The 19,056-nt window shown below is 59.5% G+C and carries 16 protein-coding genes and 1 pseudogene; 6 read left to right on the plus strand and 11 right to left on the minus strand.

The window, feature by feature from the left end:
- From GBC55_RS09615 to lpxC, 4 genes are all read left to right on the plus strand, one after another.
- A complete protein-coding gene (locus tag GBC55_RS09615) occupies positions 1-870 on the plus strand; it encodes a cell division protein FtsQ/DivIB (protein WP_162437240.1) in 870 nt (289 codons plus the stop codon).
- A 15-nt stretch (positions 871-885) separates the two neighbouring features.
- On the plus strand, positions 886-2,145 hold the full coding sequence (gene ftsA / locus GBC55_RS09620) for a cell division protein FtsA (protein ID WP_059406214.1): 1,260 nt from the start codon (positions 886-888) through the stop codon (positions 2,143-2,145).
- A 78-nt stretch (positions 2,146-2,223) separates the two neighbouring features.
- Positions 2,224-3,417, plus strand: a complete 1,194-nt coding sequence (gene ftsZ / locus GBC55_RS09625; RefSeq protein ID WP_162437241.1) for a cell division protein FtsZ — start codon at positions 2,224-2,226, stop codon at positions 3,415-3,417.
- A gap of 112 nt (positions 3,418-3,529) precedes the next feature.
- Positions 3,530-4,441: a UDP-3-O-acyl-N-acetylglucosamine deacetylase gene (gene lpxC / locus GBC55_RS09630; protein ID WP_008060300.1), complete on the plus strand. Its 912-nt coding sequence runs from the start codon at positions 3,530-3,532 to the stop codon at positions 4,439-4,441.
- A gap of 121 nt (positions 4,442-4,562) precedes the next feature.
- On the opposite strand, the pseudogene GBC55_RS09635 reads toward lpxC, so the two are convergent.
- The 6 genes and pseudogenes from GBC55_RS09635 to GBC55_RS09660 form a co-directional block, all read right to left on the minus strand.
- Positions 4,563-6,064, minus strand: a pseudogene (locus GBC55_RS09635) (sensor domain-containing diguanylate cyclase).
- Between the two features lie 257 nt (positions 6,065-6,321).
- Positions 6,322-6,546, minus strand: a complete 225-nt coding sequence (locus tag GBC55_RS09640) for a hypothetical protein (protein WP_162437270.1) — start codon at positions 6,544-6,546, stop codon at positions 6,322-6,324.
- 462 nt (positions 6,547-7,008) lie between these two features.
- Positions 7,009-8,373, minus strand: coding sequence for a heavy metal sensor histidine kinase (locus tag GBC55_RS09645; protein ID WP_162437242.1), 1,365 nt, complete (start codon positions 8,371-8,373; stop codon positions 7,009-7,011).
- Entirely contained in the window at positions 8,363-9,040 is a 678-nt protein-coding gene (locus GBC55_RS09650) for a heavy metal response regulator transcription factor (RefSeq protein WP_077044915.1), read from the minus strand. Before GBC55_RS09650 ends, GBC55_RS09645 begins: the two co-directional genes overlap by 11 nt.
- 9 nt (positions 9,041-9,049) lie before the next feature.
- A complete protein-coding gene (locus GBC55_RS09655; protein ID WP_162437243.1) occupies positions 9,050-12,163 on the minus strand; it encodes a multidrug efflux RND transporter permease subunit in 3,114 nt (1,037 codons plus the stop codon).
- The gene (locus GBC55_RS09660) at positions 12,160-13,320 is read right to left on the minus strand and encodes an efflux RND transporter periplasmic adaptor subunit (RefSeq protein WP_162437244.1); all 1,161 of its coding nucleotides are present in this window, start codon (positions 13,318-13,320) and stop codon (positions 12,160-12,162) included. Before GBC55_RS09660 ends, GBC55_RS09655 begins: the two co-directional genes overlap by 4 nt.
- Positions 13,321-13,579: 259 nt before the next feature.
- Here GBC55_RS09660 and GBC55_RS09665 point away from each other — a divergent pair, with 259 nt between their 5' ends.
- Together GBC55_RS09665 and GBC55_RS09670 are read left to right on the plus strand one after the other, a co-directional pair.
- Positions 13,580-13,906, plus strand: coding sequence for a type 1 fimbrial protein (locus GBC55_RS09665; RefSeq protein ID WP_162437245.1), 327 nt, complete (start codon positions 13,580-13,582; stop codon positions 13,904-13,906).
- Between the two features lie 140 nt (positions 13,907-14,046).
- A complete protein-coding gene (locus GBC55_RS09670) occupies positions 14,047-14,304 on the plus strand; it encodes a hypothetical protein (protein ID WP_162437246.1) in 258 nt (85 codons plus the stop codon).
- Positions 14,305-14,457: 153 nt separating this feature from the next.
- Here GBC55_RS09670 and GBC55_RS09675 read toward each other — a convergent pair whose 3' ends face one another.
- The 5 genes from GBC55_RS09675 to norR all read right to left on the minus strand — a co-directional run bounded on the left by GBC55_RS09675 (position 14,458) and on the right by norR (position 18,961).
- On the minus strand, positions 14,458-15,207 hold the full coding sequence (locus tag GBC55_RS09675; protein ID WP_162437247.1) for a YkgJ family cysteine cluster protein: 750 nt from the start codon (positions 15,205-15,207) through the stop codon (positions 14,458-14,460).
- A gap of 145 nt (positions 15,208-15,352) precedes the next feature.
- Entirely contained in the window at positions 15,353-15,679 is a 327-nt protein-coding gene (locus GBC55_RS09680; RefSeq protein WP_162437248.1) for a hypothetical protein, read from the minus strand.
- Between the two features lie 57 nt (positions 15,680-15,736).
- Positions 15,737-16,195, minus strand: coding sequence for a GNAT family N-acetyltransferase (locus tag GBC55_RS09685; protein WP_162437271.1), 459 nt, complete (start codon positions 16,193-16,195; stop codon positions 15,737-15,739).
- Positions 16,196-16,222: 27 nt separating this feature from the next.
- Positions 16,223-17,125 carry a chemotaxis protein gene (locus GBC55_RS09690; RefSeq protein WP_162437249.1) on the minus strand — a complete coding sequence of 301 codons (903 nt, stop codon included), beginning with the start codon at positions 17,123-17,125 and terminating at the stop codon, positions 16,223-16,225.
- A 285-nt stretch (positions 17,126-17,410) separates the two neighbouring features.
- Entirely contained in the window at positions 17,411-18,961 is a 1,551-nt protein-coding gene (gene norR, locus GBC55_RS09695; protein ID WP_162437250.1) for a nitric oxide reductase transcriptional regulator NorR, read from the minus strand.
- Positions 18,962-19,056 lie beyond the last annotated feature (95 nt).

The following is a 19,056-nucleotide window of genomic DNA, read 5'->3' on the forward strand; positions in this document are numbered from 1 at the left end:
ATGCAAGGCGCACAGCTTAGACATCAGCCTCCCGCACCGCCCGGCCGCAAGCCGGTGCCGCGGGGTGCCAGCCGAATGGTGGCTAAAGAGCCGATGTCTGCGCGCCTGCCGAAAGCCAACTTTGGCTTTCTCAAAGCGTTGTTCTGGCCGGTGCTGCTGGTCGCGCTGGGCTTTGGTACCTACGAAGGCGCACAGCGGTTGCTGCCGTACGCGGATCGACCGATCACCAAGATCGCCGTACAGGGCGACTTGAGTTACATCAGCCAGCAAGCGGTGCAGCAACGGATCGCCCCTTACGTGGCGGCGAGTTTCTTCACCATTGACCTGGCCAGCATGCGGACCGAGCTGGAACAGATGCCATGGATTGCCCACGCCGAAGTGCGCAGGGTGTGGCCGGACCAGGTCGTGATCCGCCTGGAAGAACAACTGCCGGTGGCGCGTTGGGGCGATGAGTCGCTGTTGAACAACCAGGGGCAGGCGTTTACCCCGCGTGAGCTGGCCAATTACGAACATTTGCCACAGCTGTTCGGCCCTCAACGGGCGCAACAGCAAGTGATGCAGCAATACCAGGTACTGAGCCAGATGCTCCGGCCTTTGGGCTTCTCGATTGCACGCCTGGAGTTGCGTGACCGGGGCAGCTGGTTCCTGACCACTGGCGCCGGCAGCGCGGGCCCGGGAATCGAACTGTTGCTCGGACGCGGCAACCTGCTGGAAAAGATGCGCCGCTTCATTGCCATCTATGACAAGACGCTTAAAGAACAGATAACGAACATTGCGCGCATCGATCTGCGCTACGCCAACGGCCTCGCTGTTGGCTGGCGGGAACCTGTAGCGCCCACGGCAGCCCAACCCGCTGTCGCGAAGAATTAAGAAGAGGCAGGACCCATGGCAAACGTGCAAAGCGGGAAAATGATCGTCGGTCTCGATATCGGCACCTCCAAAGTGGTGGCGCTGGTCGGCGAGGTCTCGGACGACGGCACGCTGGAAATCGTCGGGATCGGTACCCACCCTTCCCGTGGCCTGAAAAAAGGCGTGGTGGTGAACATCGAGTCCACCGTGCAATCGATCCAGCGCGCAATCGAAGAAGCGCAGCTGATGGCCGGTTGCCGAATTCACTCGGCGTTCGTCGGTGTTGCAGGCAATCACATCCGCAGCCTGAACTCCCACGGCATCGTTGCGATCCGCGATCGCGAAGTCAGCTCCGCCGACCTTGAGCGCGTCCTCGACGCCGCCCAGGCCGTAGCGATCCCGGCCGACCAGCGCGTACTGCATACCCTGCCGCAGGATTACGTGATCGATAACCAGGAAGGCGTACGTGAGCCACTGGGCATGTCCGGTGTACGTCTGGAAGCCAAGGTCCACGTTGTGACCTGCGCGGTCAACGCTGCACAGAACATTGAAAAATGCGTGCGTCGTTGCGGTCTGGAAATCGACGACATCATTCTCGAGCAACTGGCTTCCGCGTATTCGGTACTGACCGATGACGAGAAAGAGCTGGGCGTTTGCCTGGTGGACATCGGTGGCGGCACCACCGACATCGCGATCTTCACCGAAGGCGCGATCCGTCACACGGCGGTCATCCCGATTGCAGGCGACCAGGTCACCAACGACATCGCCATGGCGTTGCGCACCCCGACCCAGTACGCCGAAGAGATCAAGATTCGCTACGCCTGCGCCCTGGCCAAACTGGCCGGTGCCGGTGAAACCATCAAGGTGCCAAGCGTTGGCGACCGTCCACCGCGCGAACTGTCCCGTCAGGCCCTGGCCGAAGTGGTCGAGCCGCGTTACGACGAGCTGTTCACGTTGATCCAGGCCGAGCTGCGTCGCAGTGGCTACGAAGACCTGATTCCGGCCGGCATCGTGCTGACCGGTGGTACGTCGAAAATGGAAGGCGCGGTCGAACTGGCCGAAGAAATTTTCCACATGCCGGTACGCCTGGGCGTGCCCCATGGCGTGAAGGGTCTCGATGACGTGGTCCGCAACCCGATTTACTCCACAGGCGTTGGCCTGTTGATGTACGGCCTGCAAAAGCAGTCCGACGGGATTTCGTTCTCGGGTATCAGCAGCCGCGACAGTTACAGCAATGAAGAGCCTAAACCCGCTTTGCTCGATCGCATCAAGAGCTGGGTACAAGGCAACTTCTAAGCATCAGTTTCAAGCGACATGCAGCACGGCAACAAAAGCAGTAGGCGAAAAAACTAGAGAATGTAAAGGAGAGGGAAAATGTTCGAACTCGTAGACAACATCCCCGCAAGCCCGGTCATCAAAGTTATCGGTGTTGGCGGAGGCGGCGGCAACGCTGTCAACCACATGGTCAAGAGCAACATTGAAGGCGTTGAGTTCATCTGCGCCAACACTGATGCCCAGGCGCTGAAAAGCATCGGCGCGCGGACCATCCTGCAACTGGGTACTGGCGTGACCAAAGGTCTCGGCGCTGGTGCCAACCCTGAAGTAGGTCGTCAGGCCGCTCTCGAAGACCGTGAGCGCATTGCCGAAGTCCTGCAGGGCACCAATATGGTGTTCATCACCACTGGCATGGGCGGTGGTACCGGTACCGGTGCTGCGCCGATCATTGCTGAAGTGGCCAAGGAAATGGGCATTCTCACCGTTGCGGTAGTGACGCGTCCGTTCCCGTTCGAAGGCCGCAAGCGTATGCAGATCGCTGACGAAGGTATCCGTCTGCTGTCTGAAAGCGTCGACTCGTTGATCACTATTCCCAACGAGAAGCTGCTGACCATCCTCGGTAAGGACGCCAGCCTGCTGTCGGCTTTCGCCAAGGCAGACGATGTACTGGCCGGTGCCGTTCGCGGTATCTCCGACATCATCAAGCGTCCGGGCATGATCAACGTCGACTTTGCCGACGTACGTACCGTGATGAGCGAAATGGGCATGGCAATGATGGGCACTGGCTGCGCCAGCGGTCCGAACCGTGCACGCGAGGCCACCGAAGCGGCCATTCGCAACCCGCTGCTGGAAGACGTGAACCTGCAAGGCGCACGTGGCATCCTGGTGAACATCACCGCCGGTCCTGACCTGTCCCTGGGTGAGTACTCCGACGTGGGTAGCATCATCGAAGCCTTCGCTTCCGAACACGCGATGGTCAAGGTCGGTACCGTTATCGATCCGGACATGCGTGACGAGCTGCACGTGACCGTGGTTGCCACTGGTCTGGGCGCTAAAATCGAGAAACCTGTAAAGATTATCGACAATACCGTTCACACCTCCATGGCTTCCCAGCCACAACAACAGGCGCCCGCTCGTCAGGACGCACCTGCTGTGAACTACCGTGATCTGGACCGTCCGACCGTTATGCGCAACCAGGCTCAGGCCGGTGCAGCGACTGCCGCGAAGATGAATCCGCAAGATGACCTGGACTACCTGGACATCCCGGCTTTCCTGCGTCGTCAGGCCGATTGATGGAATGTATCAGGGCTATGAAGGTGATTGGTGTTCAGCAAAGGTCTGGTCTGCTATTATCGCCAGCCTTTGTTGATACCAGTTCGCAATTTGCGCTGAAGCGGCCCAAGCCATGATTAAACAACGCACACTGAAAAATATTATCCGTGCCACAGGTGTAGGCCTGCACTCCGGGGAGAAGGTATACCTGACCCTCAAGCCCGCGCCTATCGACACCGGCATTGTGTTTTGTCGTGCTGACCTCGATCCTGTGGTGCAGATACCTGCTCGCGCAGAAAATGTTGGCGAAACCACTATGTCGACCACACTGGTTAACGGTGACGTCAAAGTGGACACGGTGGAGCACTTGCTCTCGGCCATGGCTGGCCTGGGCATCGATAACGCCTACGTCGAGCTCTCCGCGTCCGAAGTACCAATCATGGATGGTAGCGCTGGACCCTTCGTATTTCTGATTCAGTCGGCTGGCCTGGAAGAACAGGACGCTGCCAAGAAGTTCATCCGGATCCTGCGGGAAGTGACAGTGGAAGACGGCGACAAGCGCGCCACTTTCGTCCCTTTCGAAGGTTTCAAAGTGAGCTTCGAGATCGATTTTGATCACCCGGTTTTCCGTGACCGCACACAAAGTGCAAGCGTGGATTTTTCCAGCACTTCGTTCGTAAAAGAAGTCAGCCGCGCCCGTACCTTTGGTTTCATGAGTGACATCGAGTACCTGCGCAAGCACAACCTCGCACTCGGCGGCAGCGTTGAAAACGCTATTGTGGTCGACGCGGATGGTGTACTGAACGAAGACGGCCTTCGCTATGAAGACGAATTCGTGAAGCACAAGATCCTCGATGCTATTGGTGATCTCTACCTGCTGGGCAATAGCCTGATTGGTGAGTTCAAGGGCTTCAAGTCCGGACATGCATTGAACAACCAGCTGCTGCGCAAGTTGATTGAGCAGACAGATGCTTGGGAAGTCGTGACTTTCGAAGACGCCAGCACAGCACCGATCTCTTACATGCGTCCAGTTGCGGCCGTGTAAGTAAAAACCTCTCTAGTTTTTAAAGGCTGCCTTCGGGTGGCCTTTTTTTATGTCCGCGCAAAAGTGAAGCGGTGCTTGTAGCGGCCTCATCGCGGGCAAGCCCTTTGTCACACCAAGGATTTCACAGCGCAGCCACCACCCGATTACGCCCGCGCTCCTTCGCCTGATACAACGCCTTGTCTGCCGCGAACAGCAATTGCTCCAGCGTGGCGTCGGTCTTGGTGGTCCAGGTACTGATACCGATACTGACAGTCATCGGCGAGTCATCGCCTTCCACCCGTGGCAATTGTTCCACCGCCGAACGGATCTGTTCGGCAATCTTCTGCGCGCCCGCGCTGTCGGTTTCCGCCAGGATCACGGAAAACTCTTCGCCGCCATAGCGGGCCACCAGATCTGCAGGACGTCGCACATTGGCTGAAATCACCTTGGCTATCGTTCGCAATGCCTCGTCGCCACGCTGATGGCCGTGTCGATCGTTGAAAGCCTTGAAATGGTCGGCATCGATCATCAGCACCGACAATGGCAGGCCGGATCGCTGGGCGCGGAACCATTCATGCCGCAGGGTCAGGTCCAGAATCCTGCGATTGGCAACACCGGTCAGCGGTCGGTGGCGGCCAACAGGGACAATTCCTGCTCGGCGTTGTGGCGCAGACGCAGCTCCCGGCACAGCAACCAGCTCAGCCATAGCAGGCCGATACACAGCACGCCTGCGGCGCCGCTGATCACCATCGCCGTTCGTCTCCACGCCCCAAACACGTCGGTACCGGAAAGGGCGACGATCACCGTCAGCGGCAGATTACCCACCCTGGAAAAAGTGTACAGCCGCTGCTGCCCGTCAATGCTCGACACGCTGTTGAAGCTGCCACTGCCCTCGCGCAGGATGCGCATGATGTTAGGGCGATTGGCGAAACTCTTACCGATCGAATCGTGTTCCAGGTACGGCTTCTGAGCCAGCAGGATGCCTTCGTCGTTGATGATGTTCAGCGTGCTGTCGTTGCCGATGTTCAGGGTGTTGAACAGTTGGTCGAAGTAGGTCAGACGCATCGACGCCACGGCAACACCCAGGAATTCACCGGTTGGGGAGGCGATCCGGCGGCTGAAGCTGATCCGCCATTCATTGCTGTCTTCGCAGTCGCAGCGAGGCTTGAAAGGTCGGCTGATGAACATGCCGGTGTCGCGGCTGGAAACATGTGTCTGGAAATAATCACGGTCCGCGAAGTTGCCAGGCTTTGGCTCGATCAGTGAAGAGTCAGCCAGTACCTCGCCATGCTTGTCCAGCAGCAAAATGTCACCTTTGAAACGCGCCGTGGTGGAACGGTCGAACAGGACCAGATGGCGAATTTGTGCAGACACCTGTTTCAAATCGTCCCGTTGCGCTGCCGCAATCAGGCCTTGCAGGGACAGGTCATAGAGTTCCACGGTGCGCAGCACGTCGGCATCGATGAGTTGAGCGATGGTGGTCGCGCTGCGGGTCGCGGCTTCTTGGGCGCTGGCGTGTTCGCGAATCAGCAGGAAGGTGACGATGCTGATGATCGCGATGACGGTCAGGGAGCTGCCGAGGATCACCATGATTTCAGGTCGACGGTTCTTGCCTGAAACCTGCGGCAGGCGGCTCGTGATCATGGGAATGATGTCCGCATATACGTCCAGAACAAAAAAACCGGCACTCGTGCCGGTCCCTGATTGATTGAAGCTTAGAAGACATTAGCGGGGTAGTCGACGATCATCCTGAAGCGTTGACGCGTCTACTCAGGCACAGCGAGCCAGGGAAGTCTAAATTCGCGACGAAAAAAAGCCGCTGATAGCAGCGGCTTGAAGACAACTTTTCAAAGGGAAGAGCCGATGAAAAGTGTCGAGGGAAACAGAGCGGATTCGGTTGATCAGCTGTCTTTCTCAATCGTTTGGCGGGACTGAGCATTCGACGCTTGTGGGGTTTGCGCGGCATCTTGCGCTTTGGCCGTCATTTCGCTTTGGTACGCTTCGAACGCGGCGGCACGCTCGTTGTTGTGCGCAACGAAGGCCTGGGACTCTTCGGCAAAGGCGAGCGGGGAAAGGAACAATGAGGACAAAACGAAAGCGCTGGCAATACCCATGGTGTTGGACATCTTTAAAACCTTCTTGCTTGGCAAGTGCTGTTTGGTGGCGCAACGATAAGGGGGAATGAAGAGGGGAAAAAGAACGGATTCATGAAAGGACTGTTGCATTGGAGGCAATAGTCGGTGCGGGATGCGCGAGAGTTTTTGTGGCGAGGGAGTTTACTCCCGCTCGGCTGCGCAGCAGGCGCAGATCCTGCGAATGCGGTCTGACTGGAAGGATGCATGGGGTCGCTTCGCAACCCAGCGCGAGCAAGCTCGCTCGCCACAGAGCCACAGAGCCACAGAGCCACAGAGCCACAGCGCCACAGCTCCACAGAGGAATGGAGGTTTTTTGTGGCGAGGGAGTTTACTCCCGCTCGGCTGCGCAGCAGGCGCAGATCCTGCGAATGCGGTCTGACTGGAAGAATGTGAGGGGCTGCTTCGCAACCCAGCGCGAGCAAGCTCGCTCGCCACAGGGGATCTGGATAGGCTTTAGACAGGCAGATGAATACCGAAGGTGTTCACGCCCTGATCACTGCGCACAAACACATCCCCACCATGCATCAGCGCAATCGCCTTGACGATCGCCAACCCCAACCCATGGTTGTTTCCGCTGTTGCTGCGCGATGCATCGACCCGATAGAACCGTTCGAACAACCGCGACAGATGCTCGCTGGCAATCGGCGATCCCGGGTTGGTGACGCCGATACTCACCTGATGCGCTTCAACCTCGATCCTTACCTGAATCACCTGTCCAGGCTCAGTGTGCTGCACCGCGTTGCTCAGCAGATTGATCAGCGCCCGACGCAAATGAGCGATCTCGATCCGTACTTGCGCATCGCCGCTGACCTGTACCCGAACCTGTGCATCTTCAAGGATGAAATCCAGATATTCCAACGTGGTCGCCACTTCATCCGCCAGGGAGGTTGACGTCAGTTTGGTGGCCTTGCTGCCCTGATCGGCACTGGCCAGGAACAGCATGTCGTTGATGATCGAGCGCAGTCGCTCGAGCTCTTCAAGGTTCGATTGCAGTACCTCGAAGTAATGCTCCGCCGACCGGCCGCGAGTCAGCGCCACCTGGGTCTGGCCAATCAGGTTGGTCAGGGGTGAGCGCAGTTCATGCGCCACGTCGGCGTTGAAGGATTCAAGGCGCGAGTAAGCCTGTTCGACCCGCTCCAGTGTGGAGTTGAAAGAGTTGACGAATTGATTGAGCTCCGGCGGCAGTGGCGATAACTGCAGGCGCCCGGACAACAAGGGCGGCGCCAACCGTTGCGCTTCCTGAGACAGCTTGATCAGTGGCTTGAGGCCGATCCGCGCCACCCAGTAGCCCAGCGCCGAGGCCAGCAGCACACCAATGATCGCCAGGCTGATCAATGCGATCAGCAGGTGATGTTGCGTCTGGAAAAACGTCTCGGTGTCGATTCCGATCATGAAACGCAGCGGCGGTCGCTGGTCCTTGGCCGGGAACTGACTGACCAGCACTTTCAGGGGGTAGGGCTGTTCGGGTAATTTCAAGTCGCGCATGCCCAGCGGACCTTCGGCGAACGCGCGAATCTGCGGTGTCAGGTTGCCGTATTCGTAGTGGGGGTCGCCGCTGATAATCCAGAAGCTGATGCGTTTGTCTTCTTCGCCAAGCAGCTTGAGCTTGTTATTGATCTTCACCCAATGCTCGGGCGTGCCGTAACGGCCGACGGTGGATTCGAGCACGCTGTAGCGCGCGTCCAGTTCCGCTTCCGGCAGCAGGCCCAAGCCCTTGTCGACTTGTTGATACAGCGCCCAGCCAATCAACAGGAACACCAGCAGCGCCACCAGCGTGAACATTCCGCTCAAACGCAAGGCAATCGAATTACTGGACACCACGGCTCTCCAGCACATAACCCATGCCACGGATCGTGTGCAGCAGTTTCTCGTCGAATGGCCCGTCGAGCTTGGCGCGCAGGCGTTTGATCGCGACTTCGACAACGTTCGCATCACTGTCAAAATTGATGTCCCAGACCATCTCCGCAATGGCGGTTTTCGAGAGGATTTCGCCTTGGCGGCGGGCCAGCACGCTGAGCAGCGAGAATTCTTTGGCCGTCAGGTCCAGGCGGGTGCCGGCGCGGGTGGCCTTGCGGCTGATCAAATCGATCCACAGGTCGGCGATGCTCACCTGCACCGGTTCATGGCCGCCGCTGCGCCGTGTCAGGGCCTGCAAGCGCGCGACCAGTTCCAGGAAGGAAAACGGTTTGCCGAGGTAATCGTCGGCACCGTCGCGCAGCCCTTTGATGCGGTCTTCGACACGCTCGCGGGCGGTGAGCATGATCACCGGGGTTTGCTTGCGCGCACGCAAGGCACGCAATACGCCGAAGCCATCGAGGCCCGGGAGCATGACGTCGAGGACGATCACCGCGTAGTCGCTTTCCAGCGCCATGTGCAGACCCTCGACACCATCGCGCGCGAGATCCACGGTGTAACCCTGTTCCGTCAGGCCACGGTGCAGATAATCCGCGGTTTTTTCTTCGTCTTCGATAATCAGAACGCGCATGACCCCGCCTCAGTCTGTGTTCGCCAGCCCCGGCATCGCTGCGGGTGCTGGAGTGGGTGAGCCCCGGTGGAAAACCCGCTCAAGCCACAAGTATATGACCGGAGTGGTGAACAGCGTCAGCGCCTGGCTCACCAGCAAGCCGCCGACCACCGCGATCCCCAATGGCTGGCGCAGCTCGGCGCCGGTGCCGTAGCCAAGCATCAGCGGCAACGCGCCAAGCAGGGCGGCGAGCGTGGTCATGATGATCGGCCGGAATCGGGTGATACAGGCCTCATAAATCGCTTCTTCCGGCGGCAAGCCACGATTGCGTTGTGCGTCGAGGGCGAAGTCGATCATCAGGATGCCGTTCTTCTTCACGATCCCGATCAGCAGCACCAGACCGATCAGCGCCATGATCGAAAAGTCCTGGCCGCAAATCCACAGCATGATGACCGCTCCGAGCCCCGCAGAAGGCAGCGTCGAAATGATGGTCAACGGATGGACGAAGCTCTCGTACAGCACGCCGAGAATGATGTAGACCGCCAACAGGGCCGCAAGAATCAGCCATGGCTGGCTGGCCAACGAACTCTGGAACGCCTGGGCCGCACCCTGGAAGTTACCGCTCATGGCCGCCGGCATGCCGATCTCCGCCTTGGCCTGGTTGAGCATGATCACCGCATCGCCCAGCGCGACGCCGGGTGCCAGGTTGAACGACAGGTTGGCAGCGGGAAACATGCCGTCATGGGCGATGGACAGCGGGCCGACCGTTGGCGCATCGAATTTGGCCAGGGCCGACAGAGGCACCATTTCACCGCTCAACGGCGAGCGCAGGTAGAAGTAGTTGAGGCTTTCAGCTTTGCCGCGTTGCTGGGTGTCCAGCTCCAGGATCACGTTGTACTGGTTGATCTGGGTCTGGAATTCATTGATCTGCCGTTGCCCAAAAGCGTCGTACAACGCTTCGTCTACATCGCTGGCGGTCAGCCCGAAACGCGCAGCGGCGCTGCGGTCGATATTGATGTGCGTAATGCTGCCGCCCAGTTGCAGGTCATTGGAAATGTCGCGGAATGCCGGATTGCTGCGCAGTTTTTCCGTCAGACGCTGGGTCCAGGTGCTGAGGGTCGCGCCATCGTTGCTCTTGAGTACGTACTGGTATTGGGCGCGACTCGGGCCCGAGCTGAGGTTGATGTCCTGCCCGGCGCGCAGGTACAGCACGATACCCGGGACTTTCATCAGTTGCGGGCGAATGCGGTCGATGAACTGACTGGCCGACACATCGCGGTCACCGCGTTTTTTGAGAGAGATCCAGAACCGGCCATTGGCGATGGTCTGGTTGCTGCCGGAGACGCCCACCGAATGGGAAAACGCCTGAACGGCAGGATCGGCGGCGACGATTTCGGCCATCGCCAGGTGTTTTTTCACCATGTCGCCGTAGGAAATATCGGCGGCGGCTTCGGTGGTGCCGAGGACAAAACCGGTGTCCTGCACCGGGAAGAAACCCTTGGGAATGAAGATGTACCCGGCAACTGCCAAGCCCAGGGACAGGGCAAATACACCGATCATCAATTTCTGATGGGCCAGGGCGCGGCGTAGCAGTTTTTCGTAGCCGGCCAGCAAGCGCTCGCCGAACGTCGGTTTGCTGTGGGCGTGATGCACAGGCGCACGCATGAACAGCGCGGCCAGCGTCGGTGCCAACGTCAGCGAAACCACCACCGAAATCATGATGGTCGACGTTGCCGTCAGCGCAAACTCCTTGAACAACCGCCCGACCACGCCGCCCATGAACAGCAGCGGGATGAACGCTGCCACCAGCGAGAAACTGATGGACACCACGGTGAAGCCGATCTCGCCGGCGCCCTTGATTGCCGCCTCGCGCATGCCGTCGCCGGCCTCCAGATGGCGGTGAATGTTCTCCACCACCACGATCGCGTCGTCCACCACAAACCCCACGGCCACCACGATCGCCACCAGCGTCAGGTTGTTCAGGCTGAACCCCATGATGTACATCAGGGCGAAACTGGCGATCAGCGATACCCCCAGCACCGCCGACACGATCAACGTGGCTGACCATTGGCGCAGGAACAACGCCATGACCGCCACCACTAACAGGACGGCGATCAGTAGCGTGATTTCCACCTCGTGCAGGGAGGCGCGAATAGTCTGTGTGCGGTCGACCAGCACCTTGACCTGAACCGAGGCCGGCAGCATGGCTTCCAGCGCCGGCAGGGCCGCCTGGATACGGTCCACGGTCTCGACGATGTTCGCCCCCGGTTGACGGGAGATCACCAGGTTGACCCCCGGCTGATCGCCGGCCCAGGCTTGAACGTAGGCATCTTCCGAACCGTTGACGACTTTGGCCACGTCCTTGAGGTGAACCGGCGCACCGTCCTTGTAGGAAACGATGAGCTGGCTGTATTCCTCGGGATGGAACAACTGGTCATTGGTGGACAGCGTCGAGATGCTCGACTCTCCGTACAACGCACCTTTGGCCAGGTTCAGGCTGGTCTGCTGGATCGCCAGGCGAATGTCCGCGAGCGTCAGGCCGATGGCGGCGAGTTTATCGGCCGAAGCCTGCACGCGAATCGCGGGACGTTGCTGACCGGTAATGTTGATTTGGCCTACGCCGTCGATCTGACTGATCTGACGGGCGAGCAGGGTTTCCACCAGGTCGCTGAGTTCGGTGCCGGGCATCTGGGTCGAATTGACGCTCAGGATCAGCACCGGGCTGTCGGCCGGGTTGACCTTCCTCCAGGTCGGCAACGTCGGCATGTCTTTAGGCAGTTTGCCGGCGGCGGTGTTGATCGCGGCCTGAACTTCCTGCGCGGCAGTGTCGATGCTTTTGTCGAGGGTGAATTGCAGGGTCAGGTTGGTCGAGCCCAAGGCGCTGCTCGAGGTCATCTGGGTCACGCCGGGGATGGCGCTGAATTGCACTTCAAGTGGGGTGGCCACCGATGAAGCCATGGTTTCCGGACTGGCGCCGGGTAGCTGCGCGGCCACCTGAATTGTCGGGAACTCGGCTTCCGGCAGCGGAGCGATCGGCAAGCGCGGAAAGGCGATAACGCCGAGCAATACCAAGGCGAAGGTCAGCAGGATCGTCGCCACCGGATGATCAATGCACCAGGCGGAAACCGAGCCATGACCCTTCATGGCTTAGGCTCCGATTGAACCACCTGCGGTGGCTCGGTCAGCACCTGAACCGTCGAGCCTGGCTTGAGCCGAGACTGCCCATCACTGACCAACACATCGCCCGGGTTCACGCCTTTGATGATGTCCTGGCCGCTGCCTTGATAGACCATCTGTACCTGGACGGTTTCGACCTTGTCGCCTTTGACCCGGTAAACGAAATGCTGATCGAGCCCGCGTTGTACGACGGTAGGCGGGACTACTAGCGCATCTTTAACCAGCGCTGTCTGAATTTTTATCGTCACCAACAGACCGGGCCACAGCTTCTGTCCGGCATTGTTGAATTCCGCCTTGGCGCGGATGGTCCCGGTGTTGGCGTTGATCTGGTTGTCGATGAGGGTCAGATGGCCTTCGCCCAGTAGGTTGTCGGTCTCACTGTCGGTGTCGGCGCCGATGTACGCCTTGACCTGAGCATGCTCCGGGTCGTTGATCAGGCCTTGCAGGGTCGGCAGCATTTGCTGCGGTAGCGAGAACTCCACCGCGATCGGATCGATCTGGGTCACCGTAAACAACCCTTGGGTATCCGTCATGCGCAGGAAGTTACCTTCGTCCACGGTACGAATACCGACGCGACCGGTCACCGGGGAGCGAATCTGGGTGTAGGAAAGTTGCACCTGTGCCGCGTCGATCGATGCCTGATTACCCTGTGCCGTGGCCTTGAGCTGGTTCACCAATGCTTGTTGCTGATCGTAGGTCTGCTTGGAAACGCCATCATCGACGCTCAACAGTTTGTAGCGCTTGAGGTTTACCAGGGCCACCTGCAGCTGCGCCTGACTCTCGCCCAGTTGTGCCCGGGCCTGATCGAGGTTGGCGCGAATCGTGCGGTCATCGATGGTGGCCAGCAGGTCGCCGGCCTTGACCAACTGACCTTCCTTGACCAGCAATTTGGTGAGGACGCCGTCGATCTGCGGGCGCACGACAACGCTATGCAGCGACAGGACCGAACCAATGCCGGTGACATAGCGAGGGACGTCTTTTTCGGCGACGTTGACCACGCGCACGGGGATTGCGGTGGGGGCCGCGAGTTTTGCCGTGGCCGGTTTTGTCACGTACCAGACGCCCAGCGCTATCAGCGCGATCAGAAGGGTGGCGAGCAGGGCGGGTTTTTTCTGAATTCGCATGCGAGTCGGGCGCCGGGCAGATGAGACGGAAGGACGGTCAGGTTTATACCTTCCTTATAGCCCTGTTACGCCGTCAGGAAAGTGACTGCTAACTGACGGCGCTGTCAGTTTCGTACGCGTCTGCGCGAAATATCCGCGTACAAGACGCTCCCGTGTGAGGGCGGGGCTGTTAGCGACAGGAACTACGCTGACTAAAGATCTTTTCCTGCGGGCAGATACAAAAGGTGTGACCTCAAAACAATAACGGAGTGGCCTTGAAATGAAGCTGACATTTCTATTTTCGAGTGTGCTGTTATTTATACCGCTAGCGGTGACTGCTGCGCCCAGAAGTGAATCGGGGCAGATCAGTTTTGTCGGTCAGATTGTCGAGGCCGGGTGCGCGGTAGGGCAGGCCGGTGCTGTGCAATTCACCGAGTCCAGACGTCTTCAGGTAACCCCGGGGGTGAGCGTAGAGGTGAACACCTACCGAAATGCTTGTGCTCGCGGCTCGATGCCTCTTACGGCGACGTTCGAGCGCTTGAGTTCAGACGGGATCGGCGTGGCGACAACCTCTGAAAAGGGCATCGTCACCATCACCTACCTGTAGGAAGCAGCGGGCAGGGTCGAGGGGAAATTCTTTCACGGCCGACCGAAGGTGCGCGTGCGTGTGTCGGCCGTGCAGGTATACTGCCGCCTTTCGCGGCTCGCTGACCGGGCCCGACTCTATTGCATCACCCCGGAGCTTTCATGACTTCCCCGACACAACCGCCGGTTGCCGCCGCTTTGAGCGACGACCAGGCAGACCTGCCAGACAGCGTCGACTCCAGCGCAGACAGCGAAACCAAAGCCGCCATCCCGGCGTTCAAGTTCCCGTTCAAACCGGGTGACCTGGCAGCGGCCAAGAGCGCCAGCCAGCCGTGGTACAAGAACGGCGCTAAGAACGGCCACACCAAGACGCCAGGTGCCGCGCCTCCGGGTACTCGTCGTTCGATGGGCAAGCGTTAGGTTTCAGAACTTTGTTATCCGCTGTACCGCTATCGTCGGAACGCCGCCCGGAGCAAGCTTTGCTCCCACATTTAAACCGCGCCAGGCGCGGTTCGGTGTAGGAGTGAGCCTGCTCGCGATGAGGCCATCTCAGGCACAGCACTTCTGGCTGAATCAAGCCGCCCGCAACGAGATGAACGCATAGTTCGGCGTCATCTCGCGTGCCACTTCCGCCCCCGCCGCCAGCACCTGCCCGGCGACGTCTTCACCTGACAGATGAAACTGCCACTCACTGCCCCATTCCGGTAGCGTTTGCCCGATCACCTCATCGAGGGTCGTGGCAAACGCCGTCATGTCCGGCAGATAGGCAGTGAATCCGTCACCTTTGAGCGCGGTGGTGCGAATCCCCAGCAACGCGCAAATCGCATCCTTGGTTTGAATCTCGTCACGATCCGCCTGACGGGAACGATGGATCAACCCTGCCAGTTCCTGATCCACCAATTCACCCCCCACAATCAGATCCGGTCCTTTTTCCCACGACTCCGGCGGACATTCCTTCACCGCGGTGTTCAGGGGGATGTGCGGATTGATTTCCATCGGGTAGATGCGGCACACCAAGGGGCGACGTTCATAGATGCGACAAAGGTTGTCTTCGTCAAGATTCCGGCAGCGACCGGCGTTGTACGCAGCAAAGGTGATGGCGACGTACGCGTCGGACTCGCCGCTGCGAACCACCGCCGAACGGCGTTCGGCGTGTTCGCGTTGCTGCAGGGGCAGCCCGAGGCCATTGCCCAGAAAACCTTCGACCAACACGATCACCTGGCCGCCGTCATTCGCCCACATGCGGGCTTCTTCCAGGGTCAGGGGTACATGGTGGTCGTTGCAGCATTTGCCGCAACCTACGCAGGAAAACGTTGTATTCATTGAGCAGTCAGTCGCATCCGGAAGCAGGAATCGGCGACAGAAAGCCACCGCGAAGACCTGCGTCGAAGCAAGTTATGCGCCACACATCCGTGTTGATGGCTAGAACCGGTCATGCACGGCGCGCAGCATTATCCGATCTGACCGGTCACTGCGCCTTAGTGGTTGGGCGAATGGAATCCCATTCGGTGACGTAGGCGGTTTTGGTTTTCTTGTTGTAGAGGCACAACTCGGTCCCTTGCTGGCCTTTCATGTGTTTTTGCGGGTATTGGCCTTGCAGCAGGAGGGCGGTGTAGTCGACCCGGTCATCGAACTGCGCGGACTTGCCGACGGGTTTGACGTTCTTCAGGCCGCTGGCCTTGGTGCAACTGGCGATCACGGCCTTGTCGTAGGCAGTCCAGGCGTCGGGGCTGGAAGCGTTGGCGTGGGTGGCCAGAGCCGTGAGGCAGAGAAGGGACAGAGTGCTGGCTTTCATGGTTCAGGAGTCCTTGGGCTTTTGGTGGCCAGTATGCCTGATGGGGCGATAGCGGTATCAACCCGGAACCAGTTCCCGGCGAACGACACGCATCCCGACACTTTCATACAGATGCTGCGCCCGAACGTTGTCCTCTAGCACCTTCAAATCCACAAACCCTTCGCGCCGCTGTTGAAACACGTTGAACGCCTGCAGCAGTAAAGCACGTCCCAATCCCCGGCCCTGGGCTCGAGGGTGCACCACCAGGTGCTTGATGTAGGCGCTGGTCCAGCACTGGGCCACGCCCACGACGCCTTGAGCATCCAGCGCAATAAAGCACAGGCTCGGATCGTACTCGGGGTCGGTTTCAAAGCGCCGTTGCCAGAGATCCAGCGCCGGTACTCGCCCGCCGCCTTGCTGATAACCCATCTCCATCAGCTGATGAACGGCCTCGGCCAATTCAGGACGGTAGAGGGTCAACACGATGTCCTGCGGCCAGATGAAGTCAGGCACAGCCTCGGTGAGGTTGCGCCGCATCAAGAAACAGAATTGCTCAGCCAACACTCAATGACCCTGTTCTGCGACAGCCTTGGCCGCTGTGATCAGGCACTTGGTCAGGTCGGGTGAGGAAAACTTGGTCAGCACGGCATTCGCGCCCGCCAGTCGCGCCTTTTCGCTGTTCATCGCGCTGTCCAGCGACGTGTGCAGCAGCACGTAGAGGTGCGAGAAGTCAGGTGTTTCGCGAAGGGTGCGGGTAAAGGCGTAGCCGTCCATCTCGGACATTTCGATGTCGGAGACGATCAGGTTGATCTGCTGATCGGTGCCTTGCAGGTCCAGCAGGCAGTCGATGGCTTCCTTGGCGCTGCGGGCGGTATGGCATTGCAGGCCGAGGTTGCGCAGGGTGTGTACCGATTGTTGCAGCGCTGTCTGGCTGTCATCTACCACCAGAATTCGCGCGGTGCCGAGTATTTCGGCGTCTTCCATGCTGAGTTCGGTCGGGGCTGATTCGATCTGGGCCGGGGCAATGCCGTGGATGACTTTCTCGATATCCAGCACCTGCACCAGCGTACCGTCGACCGACGTGACGCCGGTAATATACGAGCGCAGGCCGCCAGAGCCATAAGGCGGTGGGCGGATGTCAGTGGTCAGGCAGTGGACGATCTTGCTCACCGCCTGGACGTGCAGGCCCTGCTTGGAGCGACTGACGTCAGTGACGATCAGGCAACCACCGTTGGGGTCCTCAAGCGGACGTTCGCCGATGGCCCGACTCAGGTCGATCACCGACAGGGACATACCGCGCAAGGTGGCGATGCCTTTGACGTGTGGATGCGATTCCGGAAGCCTGGTCAGTGGCGGGCAGGGAATGATTTCACTGACTTTCAGCAGGTTGATCGCCATCAGCTTGCCGCTGCGCAAGGTAAACAGCAGAAGCGAAAGTGAGTCTGCGCGGGCTTTGTTGGAAGACATAAAAACCTTCTGTGGAAAAAGGTGGCAGGCGATCGCGGGATCGCCAACAGCTATCGATGCCGGGTTATCGACTCGTAAAGGGCAGGCTTTAGGTCAATTACCCGGTATCACCGACCGACGCGACCTATGTAGCAGCTGGCGAAGCCTGCGTTCGGCTGCGCAGCAGTCGTCTATATAGTCGACCCAGTGACTCAACGGGACCCGATACTCAGGTTTCACGACTGCTTCGCAGCCGAACGCAGGCTTCGCCAGCTGCTACATGAAACGTGGTGAATGGAGGGTGTGTTATTTCATGCCCAATCGCTTGGCCATCCGCCCGAGATTCGCCCGGTCCAAGCCTAGCTCACGCGCTGCGCTTGCCCAGTTGTTGTGGTGGCGCTCAAGGCAGGCGCCGATCAGTTGGCGTTGATACTGCTCGGTGGCTTCGCGCAAATCTCCCGACACCAGCGGCACCGGAGCGGCGGCGGAGGGTTGTGCGGTCACTTCAATGCTGCCGTTGGGCAGGTCCAGGTCCGCGGCACTCAAGCTGAGAATCTTCGGCCGTTCCTTGCAGTTGCCCAGCGCCTTCAAGGCACTGCGGCCAATCAAGTGTTCCAGCTCTCGCACGTTGCCAGGCCAGTCGTACGCCAGCAATGCAGCCTGGGCATCGCTGTTCAGGCGCAGGCTGTTCAAGCCCATGCGCGAGCGGTTCTGTTCGAGGAAGAAGCCGCTGAGCAACAGCACGTCGCGGCCTCGGTCGCGCAGGGCGGGCACCAGCAGCGGGTAGACACTCAGGCGGTGATAGAAATCGGCACGGTAGCGACCACTGCGCACTTCCTCCGCCAGGTCACGGTTGGTCGCCGCGATCAGGCGCACGTCCACCTGATGCTCCTTGTCCGACCCCAGGCGCTGCAGTTGGCCGCTTTGCAGAACACGCAGCAGCTTTGCCTGCACCGTCAGGGACAACTCGCCGACTTCATCCAGAAACAGTGTGCCGCCATTGGCCAGTTCGAACTTACCGCGTCGATCATTCATCGCACCGGTGAACGCACCTCGGACATGGCCGAACAGTTCGCTTTCCACCAAGGTGTCCGGCAGTGCGGCGCAATTGAGGCTGATGATCGGTTTATCGGCGCGGGCAGACGCGGCGTGGATGGCTTGGGCGACCAGTTCCTTGCCCACCCCGGTTTCCCCGGTGATCAACACGGTCAGGTCGCTGCCGCCCACCAGGTTGATTTCTTCGACCAGTCGCTTGTGGGTCTTGCTCTGGCCGATCATTTCGCGGTTTTGCTGCCCGCTCGCCTGGCGATAAACCTCGGCGCGCTGATGCTCGTCTTCGACACGATTGGCCAGGCGCTCGATGCGTTCGGCAGCGTTGACCGTGGCGGCGGCGAGGCTGGCGAAGGCTTGCAGGGCGTCCAGTTCGATCGGTTCAAAGCGTTCCGGATCAAGGGCGTCAAGGGTCAGCAAGCCCCACGGGCGCTCGTCGATGAACAGGGGGCAGCCCATGCAATCGTGGACTTCAAGATGCTCATCCAGGCCCGCGACCAGACCGTCGTACGGATCGGGCAGTTCGCTATCGGCGGCGAACCGGGTCGGTCCGGGGCTGCTGAGCAGCGCCGCGAAACGTGGATGCTCACTCACCTTGAAACGTCGACCGAGGGTGTCGGTACTCAAGCCGTCGACTGCCAGTGGCACCAGCCATTCGCCATCAAGGCGCAACAGCGCTGCTGCATCACAGGGCAGCAGGGCGCGCATGGCTTCGAGCAAGCGCCGATAGCGCTCACCTTCCGGAAGTTCGCGGGACAGGTCAGCGACCAGTGGAAGCAATGTCGTCAGCAGGGATTTTGCAGTCATAGTGACTCCGTGTAGTCGGTATGACTATATAGAAGCAAGCGTCTAAATGACTATAAAGGTTTTAAATTGTTGATTTATAACGAAAAATTAACTGG

It is taken from the genome of Pseudomonas sp. TNT3, assembly GCF_010095445.2.
GTDB lineage: Bacteria > Pseudomonadota > Gammaproteobacteria > Pseudomonadales > Pseudomonadaceae > Aquipseudomonas.

Excerpts from the sequence above, each read along its gene's own strand:
- norR (WP_162437250.1), bottom strand. The coding sequence starts at position 18,961 with ATGACTGCAAAATCCCTGCTGACGACATTGCTTCCACTGGTCGCTGAC.
- GBC55_RS09680 (WP_162437248.1), bottom strand. The coding sequence starts at position 15,679 with ATGAAAGCCAGCACTCTGTCCCTTCTCTGCCTCACGGCTCTGGCCACC.
- ftsA (WP_059406214.1), top strand. The coding sequence starts at position 886 with ATGGCAAACGTGCAAAGCGGGAAAATGATCGTCGGTCTCGATATCGGC.
- GBC55_RS09655 (WP_162437243.1), bottom strand. The coding sequence starts at position 12,163 with ATGAAGGGTCATGGCTCGGTTTCCGCCTGGTGCATTGATCATCCGGTG.
- GBC55_RS09650 (WP_077044915.1), bottom strand. The coding sequence starts at position 9,040 with ATGCGCGTTCTGATTATCGAAGACGAAGAAAAAACCGCGGATTATCTG.
- GBC55_RS09685 (WP_162437271.1), bottom strand. The coding sequence starts at position 16,195 with ATGCGGCGCAACCTCACCGAGGCTGTGCCTGACTTCATCTGGCCGCAG.
- GBC55_RS09690 (WP_162437249.1), bottom strand. The coding sequence starts at position 17,125 with ATGTCTTCCAACAAAGCCCGCGCAGACTCACTTTCGCTTCTGCTGTTT.
- GBC55_RS09640 (WP_162437270.1), bottom strand. The coding sequence starts at position 6,546 with ATGTCCAACACCATGGGTATTGCCAGCGCTTTCGTTTTGTCCTCATTG.
- lpxC (WP_008060300.1), top strand. The coding sequence starts at position 3,530 with ATGATTAAACAACGCACACTGAAAAATATTATCCGTGCCACAGGTGTA.
- GBC55_RS09665 (WP_162437245.1), top strand. The coding sequence starts at position 13,580 with ATGAAGCTGACATTTCTATTTTCGAGTGTGCTGTTATTTATACCGCTA.
- GBC55_RS09615 (WP_162437240.1), top strand. The coding sequence starts at position 1 with ATGCAAGGCGCACAGCTTAGACATCAGCCTCCCGCACCGCCCGGCCGC.
- GBC55_RS09660 (WP_162437244.1), bottom strand. The coding sequence starts at position 13,320 with ATGCGAATTCAGAAAAAACCCGCCCTGCTCGCCACCCTTCTGATCGCG.
- GBC55_RS09675 (WP_162437247.1), bottom strand. The coding sequence starts at position 15,207 with ATGAATACAACGTTTTCCTGCGTAGGTTGCGGCAAATGCTGCAACGAC.
- GBC55_RS09670 (WP_162437246.1), top strand. The coding sequence starts at position 14,047 with ATGACTTCCCCGACACAACCGCCGGTTGCCGCCGCTTTGAGCGACGAC.
- ftsZ (WP_162437241.1), top strand. The coding sequence starts at position 2,224 with ATGTTCGAACTCGTAGACAACATCCCCGCAAGCCCGGTCATCAAAGTT.